This window comes from Gordonia sp. DT101 (assembly GCF_049844895.1).
GTDB lineage: Bacteria > Actinomycetota > Actinomycetes > Mycobacteriales > Mycobacteriaceae > Gordonia.
In genome coordinates this window covers 1,156,037-1,174,669 of the sequence record NZ_JBNCLX010000001.1, presented here as the reverse complement: position 1 = coordinate 1,174,669, position 18,633 = coordinate 1,156,037, and the positions used below count along the sequence as shown (strand labels likewise).

The 18,633-nt window shown below is 63.2% G+C and carries 10 protein-coding genes; 9 read left to right on the top strand and 1 reads right to left on the bottom strand.

What is annotated here, in order from left to right:
- Position 1: 1 nt before the first annotated feature.
- On the bottom strand, positions 2–2,848 hold the full coding sequence (locus tag ACLQ3I_RS05640; protein WP_425800740.1) for a helicase-related protein: 2,847 nt from the start codon (positions 2,846–2,848) through the stop codon (positions 2–4).
- Between the two features lie 234 nt (positions 2,849–3,082).
- Here ACLQ3I_RS05640 and ACLQ3I_RS05635 point away from each other — a divergent pair, with 234 nt between their 5' ends.
- The 9 genes from ACLQ3I_RS05635 to ACLQ3I_RS05595 all read left to right on the top strand — a co-directional run bounded on the left by ACLQ3I_RS05635 (position 3,083) and on the right by ACLQ3I_RS05595 (position 18,270).
- The gene (locus tag ACLQ3I_RS05635) at positions 3,083–6,493 is read left to right on the top strand and encodes a hypothetical protein (protein WP_425800452.1); all 3,411 of its coding nucleotides are present in this window, start codon (positions 3,083–3,085) and stop codon (positions 6,491–6,493) included.
- Positions 6,490–11,424, top strand: a complete 4,935-nt coding sequence (locus ACLQ3I_RS05630; RefSeq protein WP_425800450.1) for a DEAD/DEAH box helicase — start codon at positions 6,490–6,492, stop codon at positions 11,422–11,424. Before ACLQ3I_RS05635 ends, ACLQ3I_RS05630 begins: the two co-directional genes overlap by 4 nt.
- Positions 11,425–11,504: 80 nt before the next feature.
- Positions 11,505–13,301, top strand: coding sequence for a hypothetical protein (locus ACLQ3I_RS05625; RefSeq protein WP_425800448.1), 1,797 nt, complete (start codon positions 11,505–11,507; stop codon positions 13,299–13,301).
- 312 nt (positions 13,302–13,613) lie between these two features.
- Positions 13,614–13,979: a hypothetical protein gene (locus ACLQ3I_RS05620; protein WP_425800446.1), complete on the top strand. Its 366-nt coding sequence runs from the start codon at positions 13,614–13,616 to the stop codon at positions 13,977–13,979.
- Positions 13,980–14,081: 102 nt separating this feature from the next.
- Positions 14,082–14,399 (top strand): hypothetical protein, encoded by a 318-nt coding sequence (locus tag ACLQ3I_RS05615; RefSeq protein ID WP_425800444.1) that lies wholly within the window; start codon positions 14,082–14,084, stop codon positions 14,397–14,399.
- A gap of 41 nt (positions 14,400–14,440) precedes the next feature.
- The gene (locus ACLQ3I_RS05610; RefSeq protein ID WP_425800442.1) at positions 14,441–14,905 is read left to right on the top strand and encodes an HNH endonuclease; all 465 of its coding nucleotides are present in this window, start codon (positions 14,441–14,443) and stop codon (positions 14,903–14,905) included.
- 73 nt (positions 14,906–14,978) lie between these two features.
- Positions 14,979–15,968, top strand: coding sequence for a hypothetical protein (locus tag ACLQ3I_RS05605; RefSeq protein ID WP_425800440.1), 990 nt, complete (start codon positions 14,979–14,981; stop codon positions 15,966–15,968).
- A gap of 745 nt (positions 15,969–16,713) precedes the next feature.
- The gene (locus ACLQ3I_RS05600) at positions 16,714–17,382 is read left to right on the top strand and encodes a hypothetical protein (RefSeq protein ID WP_425800438.1); all 669 of its coding nucleotides are present in this window, start codon (positions 16,714–16,716) and stop codon (positions 17,380–17,382) included.
- A 594-nt stretch (positions 17,383–17,976) separates the two neighbouring features.
- The gene (locus ACLQ3I_RS05595) at positions 17,977–18,270 is read left to right on the top strand and encodes a hypothetical protein (RefSeq protein ID WP_425800436.1); all 294 of its coding nucleotides are present in this window, start codon (positions 17,977–17,979) and stop codon (positions 18,268–18,270) included.
- The last annotated feature ends 363 nt before the right edge of the window (positions 18,271–18,633 follow it).

The window sequence follows — 18,633 nt, the reverse complement described above, 5'->3', positions numbered from 1 at the left end:
ACTACTGGTCCTTTCCGTTGGACTGAACAGCGGGGACGATCAGCAGCAGTGGGCGCACCAACTGCTGGGTGGGGGCGAGGGATTCGGCGAGGCGCTGCTCCTCCGAGATGCGGCGAGACAGGGTGTCCACCTTCTTGCGTTGGCCGGCGAACAGCTCCAGCTGCTCGGCGCCGGTATGCCAGCGGTCGGCGCGGCGTCGCCACCTGTCCAGTCGCTCCATGGCGGCGGACTCCTGCGCGTCGAGCACCATCTGCATCGCCGTCGTCGCCTCGTCCACCGCGATCGGAACCAGCGCCCGATACCGCTCGGCATCCGCGACCGCGCCGGGGTTCGCCGAACCCGGCCGCAGACCGGTATCGGTGGTGAGGAAGTCGAGATCTGCCAGGGTTTCCACCACACAGAACGACGGATTGTTCGGGTTGGGGAATTCGGCGGTCGAGAACACCCGCGAGATCAGCTGCCCGCGCCGGTTCATCAGCGTGCCCATCAGCAGCACCGTGGGGGCGTCCACGTCCCCGCGGATCACGAAGATCTGGTTGCGGCCCAACGCGCTCAGCGCACGGTCACTCGCCCAGTCCAATACCGGGTGCAGCGGCCCCAGGTAGTGCGCCTCCGGCCACGTCGTGCCCGCCACACCCTTGCCCTCCCGGGCCGCGGCGAGCTGCGCGTTGCCGACCTCCGGGGACGTGGCGAGGGTGAGGCGTTCGAGCACCTTGCCGTGCTGGAGGTAGTTCTGCGGCAGCTGGCCGAGACGCTGTCGCAGGTCCCGCGGCGGCGTCAGTTCTGCGACGGCGTGGTTGGCGTGCACCGTCCAGCCGACGCCGCCGGCGTCGAGGCTGGCGTGCGGCACGTCATGGAATGCGGCCTTGAGCGCCTCGTCGAGAAAGGTGAGGTCGTCGGCGTACAGGCTCTGCCTCGGTGCCTGTGGCAGCGCGGCTGCCGGGTCGTCGTCGGTGGTCTCCTCGAGGTCGAACTGGGCGAAGAACGCGTCCAGGTCGTCGCCGGCGGCCACGTCGTCGACGTCGCGGAGCTGATCGTCGAGGGTGGACTTGCCGACAAGGACGTCGCGGATCGCGTTCTCCTCGTCCGTCACCGAGTGCTTGCCCATCAGCGACGCGACGTCGCCGAGGGTGCCGTGCGCCTGGTTCTCCCGCTCCAACAGACGGGACAGCACCCGCAGGTCGCCGGAGAAGTCCGGGTCCGACGGTTCGAGGATCAGCGACGAGATCACCGGCGGATGCTTTTGCCCGTAGCGGTCGACGCGGCCGTTGCGCTGCTCGATACGGATCAGCGACCACGGGATGTCGAAGTGGATCAGGTGGTGGCACTGCGCGTGCAGGTTCACGCCCTCGGACGCGACGTCGCCGGTGACCAGCACCCGGATCGGGGAGGTCTCCAGCTTGAAGCTGTCCACGATCTCCTGCTGCTCGACGTCGGACAGCCCCCCGTGCAGCATCGCGACGTTCTCGGGCTTGAGCCCCAACTGCTTCGGCAGGTGCTCGGTGAGCCAGCGCAGCGTCGCGACGCGTTCGGCGAACACCACCGCCCTGGTGCCCGACTTAGCGCCGACCCCGATTTCCTTCAGTCGCTGCACCAGTGCGGCCTGCTTGCCGGCCGCGTCGTTCAGGGCCTTCGCGTTCAACTCGTCGAGGATGTTCAAGGCCGTCAACTCGACGGCGTGCTCGGGCACGGACGCGTCCAGCTTGCCGCGGCGCTGCTTGATCGACTCGCCGAGCGCGGCGGGAGAGGACAGGAACGCCTTCGCCAGCGTCCACGGGAACAGTGCCGTCGTCTGGCCCGAGTAGGGGGAGCGGCCCGATTCCGGGTGCAACCAGGTCTGTGAGAGTTCCTGCGCGACAGCGTCCTCCGCAGGCGACGGCTTCACCAGCTTGTGCACGGGCTCGGCGCGCTCGGCCCAGTCGCTGCCCACCTCCGCGGCCACTTCCGGGTGGTGCCGGTGCCGGCGGATCAGCAGCGAGGCCACGTCGTCCTTGGTGAACGTGCCGTCTGCGGCGACGGCGGTCGGGTCCAGCAGCCGCAGCAGCTCCGCGAACGACTCCTCCTTGCCGTTGTGCGGCGTGGCAGAGGCCAGGATCAGCGCCTCCGTGTTCGGGGCGAGGACACGTGCCAGCTCGTTGTTCTGGGTGCCGACGTTTGTGAGGTTGTGCGACTCGTCGATCACCACCGCGTCCCAATGCTGGCGCTGCAGATGCGCCTTGTAGCGGGGGCTCTTGAGGGTGTCGATCGAAATGATCGCCCGCTTGAAGTACGTGAACGGGTTGCGGGTGGCCGGCAGCTTCTGCCGCACCTTCTGGATACCCGCCGAGTCCAACCGGACGAACGGCAACGCGAACCGGCACCACAGCTCGTGCTGCATCTGCTCCAGCACGTGCTTCGGGGTGACGACCAGGATCCGCTCGCCGCGCCCGCGCCGCACCAACTCCGACAGGATCATGCCGATCTCGAGGGTCTTACCCAGACCCACCGCATCCGCAATCAGGATGCGCGGGCGAATGTGCTGCGGATCGAGCGCCTTCGCGGCCGCGGCCCGCTGGTAGCCGAGCGAATCCGCGAGCATCTGCGTCGACACCGTCAACGTCTGGTCACCGTAGGGGAACGGTGTTTTGCGCAGCAGCGCTTCGAGCCATAGCCGCGAGTCGCGGTAGCCCGACGACGCATCCGCGACCACCTCGGCGTCGCGGGGGTCCTGGACCTCGATCGTGTCGAGGCTTGAGTAGAACGTCGCTGACGTGTCTTTGACTAACTCCGTCAGTCCGCGGGCCTTCACCAGCCAGCCGTCCGAGCCCTGCTCGGCGGACGTGACCAGCCACTCCTCGTCGCGTACCACCACGATTGACCCGGGCGCAACAGTCAGGTCGGTGGTCGGTGCGGAAATGGTGCAGCCCTCCAAGTGGTGATCTATGCCCGTGAAACGTTACTGGGTGAGTCAGACGACGTATGTGAGGAAGGGCAACATCGGCGCCACAAGCTGTCCACCTTCCAGTCGAATAGGAGTGGAATGTCGGGTCGCTGTCGGTCTGCTATGTCACAGTGAAGCGCGCTGACCAGCGGGAGGAAGCACGTGAGTTCATATCTAGCGGACCAGGCAAGCGACGAGGAATTTCGGATTCGGCAGGCGCTGGCCAAGGTGAGCCTATTTTTCGAGCTCAATCTTGATGAGGACGAGCTGCGTCGCGCCCAAGAATTGTTCGGCCGCCTGACCGCTCGTGAGATCAGCGGTGGCACGCAGGCCACGGTGATCAAGCGGTATCCCGCGCTCACTCTGACGACGATGATCGGTCACGCAGGTCTTGCGTACGAGCAAGGTCGCTATTGGGACAGCTTCTGGGACGAGATCGGTACCGACCGTGACCAGGATTTCGAGTCACAGCTTCGCCACTCTCTGCCCGACTTGCTACGCAAGTTCAAGCTGCGCGAATTTGTCGACTTCTCTGGGCCAAACTATGTCCTGGCCATGGCTATGCATTCCGGGATTCCGGTGCACTGCCTCGGCGATCTCGTCGATGTGATCGAGGAACAAGTGCAGCAGGGACGAGACGCGACAGGTGCTGCGCTCGTCGAATGGCTCACCGAACCAGGCATGGACCACCGACTCAATCGCCTGGACGTGCCGGTCCGCAACTTCCTTCGGCTAGGGGGTGAAACCGCGGTCAACATCCTTGATCGCATCATCGAGTTCCTCACGTTCACTCTCCAAGAACCGGACGTGTGGAACGACCTCAAGCTTGAAACCTCGACAACAGGCCTACCAACCCTGATTTTGGAGGGCCTGATCGAGCGGGTCCGCGACCAGCCGTTCCTGTCCACCGCCGGTAGAGGCGGTGCGAGCCGCTCGCTTCGGAAGGTTGGCCCTTCGATCAGTTATGCGATCGACACCGAGGAGATCGTGGTGGGAGTTCCTTACCCCGCTACGGATGGCGACTCGCCGTGGACGGTGACTGCTGGCGGCGAGACCCGTGAAATCTATGCGGAACGCGGCTGGGGCATAGACGACGATGACCACCCGCTAACTCCTGTATCGATAACGACTACGGCTCGTGAGGTGACGATGCGTCACGACGCGTCGGGTGCCACCCACCGAGTACCGATCTTCGATTCTGCCGATCCGCTGTTGCTCTTCACTTCAGACGGTCGACTCGTCGGACGCCGCAGTGCGTTGCCGCGGGGTTTAGTTCTCGCCGTTCACCCCAAAGACGCCATGGTGTTCGACGCCGTGACACAGGACGAGATTTGCGCCGTCGATGACGCACGAGTGCCGTCCGGGTGGGCCGGATGGCGGGTGCAACAACTGGACCTCGCAGGTCACTCCTCCATCGTTCTGCAGCGAGATGGCAAGAACAAGAACGGACCAGTCCGTGGCGTGAAATCGCTTGGCACACCAAACTTCGATCCTGGCGCGGCCATAAGGGGCCTACACACTGCCGGCGGCCTCAGCGTGTATCCAGAACGGCCCATGGTCGACCTACCGCCGCATCTCGGCGACGAGCCCGAGTTCTGGCGAGTGCGAACCCGGCGGGTTGGGGCCCCGCACTGGCTAACGGACACCGATTGGGAATCCGACGTCGAGGAGACATGCCTGGACCCCTTCGACGGCGTCGAGGAGGCTCTCCTCGGCCAATACGAGGTCGTCGTGAGCGGCAATCTAGGGTCAGACCAACGACACACGCTGTTCATCGCCGAAGGCATCGAGATTGAGTACGACCTACCGTTCCGGTGCCCAGTGTCCGGTGGGCTGACGCCTACTGTTTGTTCGATCAGCTCAAAGTTTGGCCTTCCCGTCGACACTGAGAGGCTCGAGTTTCAGGCGACCGACCGAGAGAACCACCTTCGAGTCGGCACGGCAGGACACGGCTACCGGCTCGTGGTCAGACCTCCGCACATTGAGTTCCGAATCGACGAGGCAGGCACACCCGCGCAGTGGCGTACTTCTCCCCTCGCCCTGGCCCCCACTGATCTCGAACGCCATGCCGTGATCGCCGTGCGAGTCCCGCACACGATTCGCGTGACCGTCTCCTTGTTGGCGCAACACGGAGGTGCACTACAAAGCGAGGACCAGGAACGCCAATCCAACAACGTGTTTCAGTTTGCATCGCGCCGCTTCGTCGACACTGCGCGGGGTGCTGGCGTGACGCGACTCGTTGCTGTCGTCAACGCGCCTGAGGGGACTCGCCACGAGCTCACACTCGCAGAGATCCGCCCTCAGCGACTGTGCAGCGCAATCTCACTCGACGGTGAGGAGCTCGTCTTCACGGATCTGGCGAAAGCCGATGATCTTGGCGTATGGCTCTGGTCAGCGACTGCGCCATGGACACCAGTCACTCGGATATCGATAATAGACGGCCGTGCGAAACTACCGGACGACTTGAAAGACGCCGGCGACTTGATCGCTCAAGTCTTCGTCGATGACCCCTTCACGGTGATTTCGCGCCCACGACGGCCAAACAGTGACGCGTTTCGTATTCGTCAGCCTGGTTGGGTCCGGAACGAAAACGCGAGAGTCCTCGACGGGCTCGCTCAGTTCCTGGCCGGGGAGGGACAGCTTCCGCTTGTCTCCGCTGCCGCCGCCGGCGCCTGGGCAGCGCTGTGGTTGCTTCCCTGGGACAAGAGTGATTCCCAGTCGGAACGTACGAGATCCGGTCTGATCAGAATCATCGGAAAGAACCCGCGCGTTGCGCTAGAGGCGCTCGGGAACAGTGTCATCTCTCGAGACGAGATGATGGCCTTGCTGATTCGCACCCACCTTGTAGACCGGCCCTATTCCGCGAGCTTCACGCTCAACGAGTTGCATCAGCATCCGTGGGTCGGATGCATGATCGAGATCGCGGACCTACCGGCGCTCCAAACGAAGGGCGACAGCGTAGCTGCCGAGCGCGCAGAGACCTTGGCGTACATCAGAACTCAGGGTGGCGAGGACCTTAAGGCGTTGTTGAGTTCCGGGAAGATGCTTGACTCTCGATCTGGCGTGTTCAGCCAATCAGATACTCGCTACGCGGCGATGAGTGACGAACAGGTTGCCCGGATGTTTGAGTTCGCGAGAATTGTGCCAGGACCGCTTCTCGACGCGGACACTCGGACGAGCGCGGCGTTCGAGGCTTTTCGTCGCCGAGGCGAGTGGGCTGCTGACCCGATTTCCCGGGAGGTGTCGAGCCATGTCAGCAGCGCACTTACGGCGGTCAAAAAGGCCTCGCCGACGCTGTATGACGCGATCAAGGCACGAAATGAAGGTCTCGACGGCGTCGACACCGTCGAACATCCATGGATGCTGTTGTCGGTGCAGTCACTGACCTTGGCCGCAGTCGCTCGGCTTGAGGCGCGGGGAGAATTTCCCTACCCACCTATGACGGCAGGAATGCGGCATGCGTGGGCAGTGCTTGCCGATTACTTTCCATCCATGGTCGCTGGTGACCTGCTGATCGCCGAGGCTCTCGCGACGCACCTGACGCACGGGGATCTGATTGGAGAAGGTGAATGACCGCCCGCCTCGACCCCCTCGCTGCTGGCGCCGCCATTGACGCGAGTTACCGGCGTTACCTCAAAACGCTTCTTGCGCCCCGTGTGCCAGAGTTGGCGACAGCATTCGACAGCGCGATTGATGGCTCGGATCTTCTCACCAAGGGCCCACTGCTCGAAGTGACGCCGCCATACGCGCCAGGGGCGTCTCTGGGGGATTTGATCGAGGACGGCACTCTCCACGCCGACTTCTCCCTGCTGGATAGTGACGCCTTGCCGATGACGCGGCCGCTGTATCAGCATCAGGAGACTGCGATCCGCAAGGTCGTTGGTGGGCGAAATCTGGTTGTCAGTACCGGCACCGGCTCCGGAAAAACAGAGAGTTTCCTGGTCCCAATACTCAACTCGCTCGTTGAGGAGCGCGCCAAAGGCACGCTGGGTCCCGGTGTCCGCGCATTGCTCCTCTACCCGATGAATGCGCTCGCCAATGACCAACTCAAGCGGTTGCGTGCACTTCTAAAAGAGGTGCCCGACATTACCTTCGGGCGATACACCGGAGAGACTGAACAGTCCAGACGCGACGCCGAATCAACTTTTCGGGCGGCGAATCCTGGACATGACCGACTGCCAAATGAGCTACTGAGCCGCGAAGAGATGCGCGCCAATCCACCGCACTTCCTTCTCACAAACTACGCGATGCTTGAATATCTGCTTCTACGACCAGCAGACCTCGACCTCTTCGATGGTGAGCACGCGGGAGCCTGGAGGTTCATCGCACTCGATGAAGCGCACGTCTACGACGGTGCCCAAGGAGCCGAAGTTGCCTTGCTGCTCCGGCGACTACGCCAACGAGTCAGTGGTGGCAGACCGCTTCAGTGCATAGCCACGTCTGCGTCGCTCACTGGCAAGACACCGAAGACACAAGGCACAGAGGCAACAACCTTCGCCCGCAACCTCTTCGACGTACCGTTCGAGTTCATCGACGACAATCCAGATCGACAAGACCTTGTCATTCCGACGCGGCTCCGTCGGAGTGAAACACCTACGTGGAGTATCGACGAAGAAGAGCTGTCTCGGCTCTCGGAGCCCGACGCAGATCTCCACAACCTCGGTGCTCACGCACCCAGTGGCGACGCGGCCGACGCTCTTCACACCGAGCAGCACATCAGCGACCTGCAAGCGATCCTCGCTCGCGGGCCAGTAAGCGTTCACGAACTCGAGAACCAACTGTGGCCAGAATTGGCTGACAGCACTGCGAAACTCGAGGCCCTCGTCGCTCTCGGTTCGAAGGTAAGCGATACGAGTGGCAATCCTGTCTTGTCAGCGCGATACCACCTATTTGTGCGGGCGACCGAGGGTGCCTTCGTCTCGTTTGGCGACGATGGGCCCACAGTTCTGCTCGGCCGGCACGAGGTCGATCCCGTTTCGGGCCGCGCAGTCTTTGAGTTCGGGACATGTCAGCGGTGCGGCGCAGTGCACCTCGCCGGCGAACGTGAAGTATCGCAGGGGCAAGAGTTCTTCCGTCCTGCCAAGAAGGATGGGCAGGTGAAGTGGCTCGTTCTGACTGACACCCCGGGTGACAGCATGGTCGACGAGGATGAAGCGACTCTCGCGCAGGACGGCGAGTCCGCGGCCGACACCACTGTCAAACGATTGTGTGCCGGCTGTGGCGCTCTGGGAGCTGGTGCCTGTACAAATTCCTCATGTCCCGGTGGGCCGACGCTTCGAGTTCGGGAACATGCGCGGACTTCTGCTGTGATGAGCAAGTGCACCGAGTGCGGCGCCCGGGCTCGACAGGTCATTCGTCGACTCCGTACCGATACCAACGCAGCACCAGCAGTCATCACTACCGCTCTGTATCAGCACCTTCCACCCGCGTCCGACGAGACCGTCGAAGAGGTCGGCGAGGGTCGAAAGCTCTTGATGTTCTCCGATTCCCGTCAGGCAGCCGCATTCGCCGCACCGTACCTGGACAAGACCTACGGGCGGATGATCGAACGGCGATACCTGACGATGGTCCTCACCGATCCCAAGTATCGCGACGTTGAACTCTCGGCTGACGACCTGGCCGACTATGCAGCCAAGAAGGCCAAAGACGCCTACCACTTCGAGGAAACGGCGACGCGCTCGACGATCAAGCGAACTGTCAATCCGTGGGTGATGGCCGAGCTGATGGCGCTTGACCAGCGTCAGTCGTTAGAGGGGCTGGGCCTGATGGCGGTCCGGATGTTCCGCTCCCGTCGCGCAGTGCTGCCGCCGGCGTTCGCGAGTCTGGGTCTCGCTGAGGACGAGGCATGGGGGCTTCTCAACGAGTTGCTCAAGATCGTTCGGCTTCAGGGCGCGGTGACACTCCTTGACGACGTCGACATCAAGGCAGAGATATTCGAGCCTCGCAACACCCAGGTCCGAATCCGGTCAATGAACTCGGATCCGAAGAAGCGGATCATCAGTTGGCTCGCGGCAGGACGAGCGGGGACAACCAACAATCGGATCCTGTTCGTCCGCAAAATACTGACTGCGCTTGGCGCAGAGATGCAGCCTGAGAAGCTGCTTGACGGATGCTGGCGCTTCTTGCTAGACCAAGGCATGTTTCGGCTTGTGGCCGACAAGTCCGCCGGTGACGTGTATCAGGTCGACCACGACAAGCTGCGGATTCTTCCTGGCGCCGACTGCGATTGGTACCAGTGCTCATCATGTCGACGACTGACCGCCAACAACGTACGTGACGTATGCCCACACGGCTCGTGTGACGGGAGACTACAAGCTTTCCGCGTCCCCGACGTTGACGCGGACGCCAATCACTACCGCGCGCTGTACCGGACAATGCGCCCGGCTCCACTGTCGGCGAAAGAACATACGGCGCAGTGGGAGTCAAAGGCTGCCGCAGCTATCCAGCGCGAGTTCATCGACGGCAAGGTCAATGTGCTGTCATGCTCCACCACCTTCGAGCTTGGCGTGGACGTAGGCGACCTCCAGTCGGTAGTCCTTCGCAATATGCCACCCAAGACGTCCAACTACGTCCAGCGTGCGGGCCGCGCAGGCCGTCGCGCGGCCTCCGCTGCACTGGTGCTGACGTACGCGAAGCGTAGTTCTCACGACCTCTCCAAGTATCAGAATCCAGAGTCCATGATTGCAGGCGAAATGCGGATACCCTGGGTTCCGATCGAGAATGAGCGTATTGCCCGAAGACACGCCCACTCAGTCGCTTTGGCAGCGTACTTCCGACATCGGCACGAGAACGACGGACTGACCTGGAAGCATGCTGGCGAGTTCTTCTCGCCCGATGACGACGGTCAAGACTCCCCTGCGTCACAGGTGCGGCTATTCCTCAACCCAGTGCCGAAGCCAGTGGAATCCGCGATTCGGAGAGTAATCCCCCCATCGTTAGCATCAGACATCGGTTTCGATGACGGTAGCTGGGTCGACAAGCTCTGTGAACTTCTCGCCGTCGCCGAGCAAGACATGCTCAACGACCTCGATACCTATCGTGCGCTTATCGAGGAGGCGAAAGCAGCGAACAAGCTGGCTTTCGGTGGCCACCTTCAAAAGACGTTGCGAACTATCGAGAGTCGCCAGCTACTGGGCTATCTGGCAAACAAGAACATTCTTCCGAAGTACGGGTTTCCGGTCGACACAGTCGAACTGCGCACTTTGCACTGCGACAGTGACGTTGGCGCTTCACTTGAGCTCTCACGAGACCTCAGCCAAGCCATCTACGACTACGCGCCTGGAAACCAAGTCGTCGCAGGCGGTAAATTGTGGACCTCGCGAGGCCTTCACAAACTGCCTAAGCGCGAGCTCGTTGAGTTGAAGTACCGCACGTGCGGCAACTGCGGCCAGTTTCAATGTGGGACCGAGCTTGACCTCGACGAGCCGTGCCCGAGCTGTCAACAACCTTTCAAGAGAATCCGCACGTTCGTGGTCCCCGAGTTCGGCTTCGTAGCTGACCGAAACGTCGACGATGTGAAGTCCGAGCCTCCACAGAGGCGTTGGGGTGGCGACAGCTACGTCGAAGACCTCGGAGAGGTGAGTGACCCGTTCCCGTGGGAGTCCACCGGTGGTGTCGAAGTGGAAGCGCGCGCCGGAACCCGTGCCCGCATGATCGTCATCTCTGACGGCGGCGGAGCGGGCTTCCAGCTGTGCGGACGCTGCGGCTGGGCCGCACCGGTCACGACCAATACATCCCGAGGAGGAAGCCACCGGAAGCCGACGACCGACTCTCCGTGCGAGGGCTCCATTCGCATCATTTCATTGGCTCATCGATACGAGACCGATATCGCCGAGTTTTCCTTCAGTTCTGTCGCATACGACAAAGCATCGGAATCACACTGGCTTTCTGTGCTTTACGCACTGCTCGAAGGTGCATCAGAAGCGCTGGAGATCAGCCGAGACGACATCGACGGAACACTCTCCTGGACCGGCGACGGACGGCGAAGCATCGTCCTCTTCGACACCGTTCCGGCCGGTGCCGGGGCAGCGAAGAACATCGCTGAGAACCTGGATCGGGTCATCCAGTTCGCCGTCGATAGGGTGACCCGCTGCGATTGCGGCGCCGAGACATCCTGCTACGGCTGTCTGCGCTCATTCAGAAACGAGCGCTATCACGACCAGCTCACCCGTGCCGGAGCGCTCGAGATCTTCGCGGCACTTAAGGTTGAGGCCTCGAAGGACCTTGTCGATGGGCCTTGGGGTGAGACACTCGCGTACACGTCGCAGTCAGTGGTCGAGCTCCTAATGACGCTGTCCACACGCGGTGTGGCCAAACCCCAGATCGGAGTTGAACTCGGAGAGCACTACTGGCCAGTCGAAGCCGTATGGGAGACAGCCAGAGTCGTGCTCGTTGAAGATGCCGATGCTGATCGCGATGAGGATCTCACCAACGCGGGCTACTTCGTCGTGAATATGGCGAATATTGACGAGGATCAGCTTGTCCCACTACTACCGTCCGCTTGACCCCCAGAATTCTGACTGCTAAGTCCCATGAGCTGCGGCGCCACACGCCCTGCTTCTTCCACACCGCACAAGGAGATGGCGTGAAGATTGTGTTCCTCCACGGAGTTGGAGATGGTAACCCTCAGCAAGAGTGGTTGGCCGGACTCAACCGCGGGCTCGCTCGTATCGATGCCCCGGAGATCAGTCCAGAAGAGGTCATTGCACCCCGGTACTCATCGTTGCTGAACACTGACGGAATCAAGTCGAAGCATCCCGGTGTTACGTACAAGGTCAAGAACGACCACGAATTCCGCAGAGCCTTCGAACGTCGACAAGCACGCGTACAACGCATGCTCCGCCGGACAAGCGATGTCCGAGTATTCGGCCTCAACGGCGTGCCAGATGTGCTGGTGGAATCAGTTCAAACGGTGGGTATTAGCATCGCGCCACTTGCAGTCCTGAAGCAAGTCAGAAGGTATCTTTCCGACGAAAACCTGCGCGCGGCAATTCTCGGCAATATCCTCGACGATCTGCCGACGTCTGGCGAAATAGTGCTCATCGGACACAGCCTCGGGAGTGTCATCGCCATCGACCTGCTCGACCACCTTCCCGAGAAGCTGCACGTTAAACGCTTCATCACAGTCGGAAGTCCAGCAGGTTCAGAACCACTTCATCGTGGTAGCGATCGGATTCTCAAGCGGTTCCCGTACGCACGGGTCGATGATTGGGCCAATTTCCTTGACGCGCGTGATCCCGTGACTTCAGGTCGTGGCCTTGCTCGCATCTTTCCTGGTGCACAAGACTTTCAGATCGGGAGCGCGCCTAAACACTCTGCCCACCTGTACCTGCGTCATCCTGCTGTCGCACGTCTGGTCACCGAGGTGATGCACGCTAATCCGGCAAAACAGACCGAAACATCCGCCGAGAACGCCGTCGTGTTACGGCTCGGGGACCAGGAGGCCGGTTCGCTGCTCGCCCTTGCTTACGCGAATAATGTCGCGAGCTACATCAGCGATCGGGATACCAAGGACCGCTATGAAGACGCGCTCGACGTCCTGCAGGACAACTTCGTGCAAGGCCTGCTCGCGCTGAGCGGAGAGGGAAGGCAGCTACCACCCGAGCTAGCTGAGCTGAGCAAGGATCGTGTCCCTCCGTTGCCACGCCGCTGGGACCTGACCGAAGCAGTCACTCAGGCAGTAGTTCTCGCGTTTACCAACGTGCTCGATCCGTACGAGATCGAAGTAGGCGATGCGCGTGTGAACGCTGTGCCGAACCTGTTCGTCGAGTTGGGCTTCCGCAGCGGTGTTGGAGACAAGGTGAAGGCGGCTGTCACCGACGTGACCAATTGCCTCGACAGCGATAAGAGCCTCTTCAGTACAAAGACCCGCGTCATGATGGCGGCGGCGGGTGTCGCCCTCCTCGCTGCCGGTCCAATCGGCCTCGCCGTCGCGGGTTCAGCAACCGCAGTTGGTGCCGCCGCCATAACCAGCAGTCTCGCTGCATTCGGCCCAGGAGGTATGGTCGGCGGGCTAGCAATGCTCGGAGGTCTGGCTTCGACAGGGGCCGTGGTCACCACCGCGGCCGCCACTGTTCGCGGCGGCGCGGCGCCCGTGTCGCTCGATCCGACCAGTATCGCGATCCAAGTCGCCACGGCGCACGCGTTAAAGCAAGTCGGCGAGCCGCACGACGCAGACTTGTGGACGCGCCTGGCACACGCAGAAAGCCAGATTTCGGCGCAGCTGAACAGGTTGTCGGCATTCAGCGACGAGAAGGCCCCCGCAAAGCTTCAACTTGCCAACACACTTGCGGTCGTAGCGAAGCTCATGCAGTTCATGAGCGACCACAGCTTAATGCCGCTTGAGCTCGAGTCGATACGGGAGTCGATGGCACTGCCTTGATCCCCTTCACACCGCAGAATGGATGAGAAGAGACTAGGAGAGGGGACTGCCGCAGGGGGTATAACTCGCTATACACGGCGGTCTGGCCGTCGACCACTTGCTGGTTCCACGCGGGGCCCGCGCACGCTTGCTCTGACCGGTCCGGGTTCAACTTGCGTGCTTCGACGCCAGACACATCGATGAAGGTGCTCGCCCGAGTTCGCGGCGCTCGTCGACGCGACTTCGTCGTCTGCGCGACGAGGTCGGACAGTTGCTGAGCCAGCGGGCTGGCACTCTCCAGCGATATCCCGCGGGAATCTCGAATTGGCCGACTTGGCCATCGCACTGAAGCGACGGGTGGTGGTGCTTCAAGCTGTGGAGCACGCACAGCTGAACGAGGGCAACCCGTTCGAGGGGTTCGTCCGCACGTTGCAGGCCGATCAGAAGAACGTTGACAAGCTAGACAACGACATCGCCCACGTACTGCGGCAGCTTGCGTCTCTGCAACTCGACCGTTCGCACGGGGTGCGAGGCTTCGCGTTCCGTGCAGCGGACGTCGACAAGCTCCTGCAGACCTCCGACCGACTACGAGATCTGGGCGACAGGGTCCCTGCCTCGGGCCGCCCGACTGATGTCGCCATCGAGATCGCGCGGGAGTCTGACGGATCGATCGTCGTATCTCCGGCGATCGCCGGATAGGCCCATGCGACAGCCAGTTTCCGACCCACTCACCCTGGCCAGAAGCTGGTCGCCCTCCTCGAAGGCGGGCGCCGCACGGCGACCTACAAACTCGCGATCCTCATGGCGCTGCTGGATCTTAGCGTCGAATCCGTCCCTGACGATCCGGACGCACCTGTCGACATCGACCTCGACGAGCTGACCACCCGAGTCATCGAGCTGTACTGGCGTCAGCTACGACCCCTGGACGGCCATCAGCTGCGCCAATCGACCGACGGCCGCGGCGTCCTCTTCACCACCGTCGCCGGTCTACGCGCCGAACTGACCCGCTCACACCGCACACCAACGCTCGATCTGATCGTCGCTGACCGCTCGGACGCCTACGCCGCCGCACACACCCCAGGGTCTGCACCACCCTCGCCCGTCTCGCCCCACTCCTGAAGCCTGCTTTCCAACTCGCGTGGGTCGACGACGTCCGCCGCATGAACAAGACCCTGTTAGCCGACGGCCCCGACATCGCCGACCACCTCTTCGGCGCCGACCGCGTCTCCCTCCTGAAAGCCGGCGACGTCCTGGCGAGCGAGTTCGGACCAAACTGCTTCTACTGTGCGACACGACTGACCGCCACCCGCCACGTCGACCATGTGCTGCCGTGGTCTCGGGTCGGCATCGACGGCCTGGCCAACCTTGTGCTCGCCTGCCCGGCCTGCAACTCCAACAAGTCCGACCTGCTGCCCTCCCCCGGCCACGTCGATCGGGCGTTGGATCGTGGCCAACCGCTCCTTGAGACGCTCGCCGCCGACATCAACTGGCCCAGTCAGTTCGACCGTGTGGTGTCCGCGGCACACGGGCTGTACGCCACGCAGCCCGAGAGCACGCCGGTCTGGCTCGGCCGCAAGAATATCGGCGTCCTCGGACGGGTCGACTTCGAGTGGCACACGCGCTGACGGTCCGCCGAGTCCCTGTCATACCCCCGCCCTAGCCTGGACCCACCATCGCGCCCATCCAGGAAGGCTTCCCATGCCTGTCACTCCCGCCGACAGCAGTCTCGAGTTCGCGTTCCCCGACGTCCACGCGGATGCGCGCTTGTCGATCACCGTGTATCGCACCCTTCGCGTCCCCGACGACAAGACCACCTACGGGCTGCCGCCCGGGCTCGGCGCCTTCCAGCTCACCTCCGCCGCGAACTTCCGGTCCCGCGAACGCGAGTGGTCGCGCGAGGATGTGCTGTTGCCGATGTGGCAGGCCGAGGCGGCGTGGTTCAGCTTCACGTCGTCGACCAGATATCCATTCCTCGTCCGGATGTCGGTCGGCGGCATCAATGCGGTCACCGGAGACGACTTCACCGACGAGGTCGATTTCACCGGCGAAGACTACTTCGAGGTCCCCACGCAACCGTGGCTGGACGGGTTCCGGGTCGACGACACGACGGTGCGCCAGTTCGTCGCCATGCCGCTCGGCCGGGGATACACGGCGGCCGAACAGCTGTCGGGGGTCGACGACGCGACACTGCGCATCCAGGTGACACCACTACGCGGAGAAATCTGGAACGCCCGCCGCGCCGCACGTCGAACCCCGCCGCGACGGGTCGCCAAAGGGTCCGATGACAACGGCGACTTCGGTGACATCAACCCCCCATTGGCAGCACCCGGTTCCGCGATGGGATTGGGAGCCGGCGGCTCCATCACCCAGTCGATCGCCGTTCCCATTGAGTCGAAGGAGAATTGGGAGATCGGCGCCCAGCGCGACGCCACCCTGCGCATCATCAACAGCACTCACTGGGAGACACTGACCGGGAACCTGCCACATCACGCGCCGCCGACCATCACCGACTACCAGAACCACGGCTATCCGTGGTTCGAGTGGTACGACGATTCCCTGGCCCGGCAGGGATCATCGAACCTGTCGGAACTCCAGACCATCAAGCAGATCGGTGAGAAGAGCGGTGAGCAACCCTTGCCCGACAATCCGAGCTTCCCGCCGCCCACGCCGCACATCGTTACCGGATGACCGTTTCGCCCCCATCCCGCCGAAATACCTACCGAATCAGCGAGACAACCCCGCCGTGAGTTCCCTGGCGCGGGAAGATCAGTGCAGCACTGGCGAGCAACCACTCACCCGACCACATCAGTGAGCTTCCACCCCGCCACTCTCCCGTGCCGCTGCCAGAACCCGGCGAAGTAGCCGCCGGCCTCCGCCAGTTCCGCAGGCGTGCCCTCCTCCACGACGCGCGGGCATCGATCACCACCACCCGATCCGCGTTCCGGATACCGGCCTGACGATGGGCGATGATCACGCGAGTCCGATCGACGCCATTCCCTGACACACATGGCAGTGGTGGAACGGAACTGGTAGCAGCGCGTGCTGGACGCGAGTCCCGTCCCGCCGATCGACGAGCCGCGGACCGGTCCGGACCGCGGCTCCGCGATCGCCCGACACACGGTCATTCGGACCTGCTGCGCGAGCGAACCGACGGCGTGACCGGTGTGTTGGTGCCCGGCGTTCCGCGGAACGCTCCAGCCAACCCGCTCAGACGCGCGCTGACCCCGATTCCGGTTGGTTGCGTGTCCGGCCTTGTCGTTCTTCGGAACCCGTTGGTCGGCCGTGGACCGACCGCGTCATCCACCCGAACGACACCGTCCGACGTAGAGCTGCATGCACCCGGCTCGCCGACGCTGTGCCCGTCGTGGACCCGCTACATTCGTCCCAACACTGCGCGGCTCGAACTGCGCAGCCCGAGCGACGAGGACCAACGATGAACGCACCCCAGCTGCCCTACGGTCAGCAGCCGTACCCCCAGCAGTACGGGTCGACACCGTATGGGGCCGCAGCCCAGCAGGCATATCCCGCGACACCGCAGCACCAGGCTTACCCCGGGACCCCACCGCCGTATCCGGCCGCCCAGCAGCCGTATCCGCAGGACGGCTACCCGCAGGCCGCCCCACCACAGGGGCAGTACCCGCAACAGCAGTACGCAGCGCCACAGCAGTACGGAGACCCGCAGCAATACGGCGCGCCGCAGGCAGCAGCGCAGGGCATCGCATTGACCACCGAGTTCTTCCCACTCGCGTGGGTGTTCTTCTTCATCAAGCCGTCGATCTCGGTGAACGGGTACGAGCTCCCCCGCTCACCGTGGGGCCGGACCGTGGTGCCGATGCCGCCGGGCCAGCACCACGTGCACGTGCACGTCCCCTACCTGCTGCCGAGCCGGCTCGGACCGGCCGACACCGTCATCCCGGTGCATCCCAACCAGGTGACCGAAGCCGAGTACAAGGCGCCGCTGTGGGCGTTCAGTCGAGGCTCGCTGGGCATGGGTCCCCAGTCGTACAACGGTGTCGGAGCAACGATCGCGATCGCCGCCATCTCCTTCGTCTTGTTCCTGCTGGTGTTGGTCCTGCCGATGATCGCCACCGCGGCGGTGTAAGGACCACCCCCTGATTCATCGTCGGCCCTGGTGCCGCTCTGATCGGCATCCAGGAAGATCTAGAACTCATCGAGGACGAATGGCCTGAGCAATCTGGGGTCCTCGCCTGCCCGACTGCGGCGCCAACAAATCCGACCTGGTACCCGATCCCCGCCACGTCGCCCGGGCGCTCGGCCGCGGGACCCCTCACCTGGATGGTCTCGCAGTCATCAACTCGTTGGCCCCGACTATCGGGTCGTCTCGGCCGCGCACGGGCTCTACGCCACACAACCCATTAGCACGCCACTCCGGTTGGGCGCCAAGATTATCGAGTCATCTCCCCGCGCGGACATCGTGCCGGCGGGGAATTAGTGGACAGGCAACACATCTGCGCCGGTACGGCAGGTCGACACCATCACGTCCCGCGGACGCCGTCCCGCATCGGCCCACAACAACCCGTCCAGCGGCTCGAGCACACCGGCGTCATGACCATCGGAACGTTCCCGGACGCACAGGTCTGCCGCGACACCGCCACGGAGATACCCCCATTGGGGATGGCCACGGCCGCGACCAGAAGGTGTGAAGCGCCGATGCACCGGGCGGGATGATGGACCCATGCACATCGAAGCGGTGACACCGCAGGCCATCACCCAGGAGCAGGGGGCGCCGTTGTTCTTCGTCTACGACTGGTACCGGCATCCCGCGGACGAGGGCGACCAGCGGTCCCTCGCGCGCGGCTACCGCATCAGTGACACAACACTGGATGAGGTGCTCGAGTGGCTTTACCGTGTGCCACCTGTCGATGAGCCCGGGTTCGCGGCCGCTTCCCGCGAGCTGTACGCATTGGTCGAGCGATCGGATCGGCCGGGTGAGTTCGCGGCGGCGCCGTTACTGACGCGGACACTGTGACCGAGTTATTCGTGAGTTCGCGGGCGCGATGAAGGCAGCCGCCGAAGGTCGTGCTCCGGTACCTCCTCGGTGTACAAGACCAGCTTCCCCGTCTCGGTCGAGCGGCGTTCCGACACGGTCGCACACACCCCGAGCTGCCCAGCATCGTCTCCGGCACTGCCTGGTTCAACGTTTCGTTCAAGGCGGCCAAGCAAATCACCATCGCCACGCTGTCGTAGATAGGTGCGGCGGGGCGCAGTAGCGTCCAGCTTCCCCTGTCCGAGCGGTCTCGCATCAGCCACGCCGGGGCCGATTATGACCGCTGCCTTTACTTTTGGTGCACCGCGGTATCGATCACAACACCGTGCACCAACGGCAGTGACG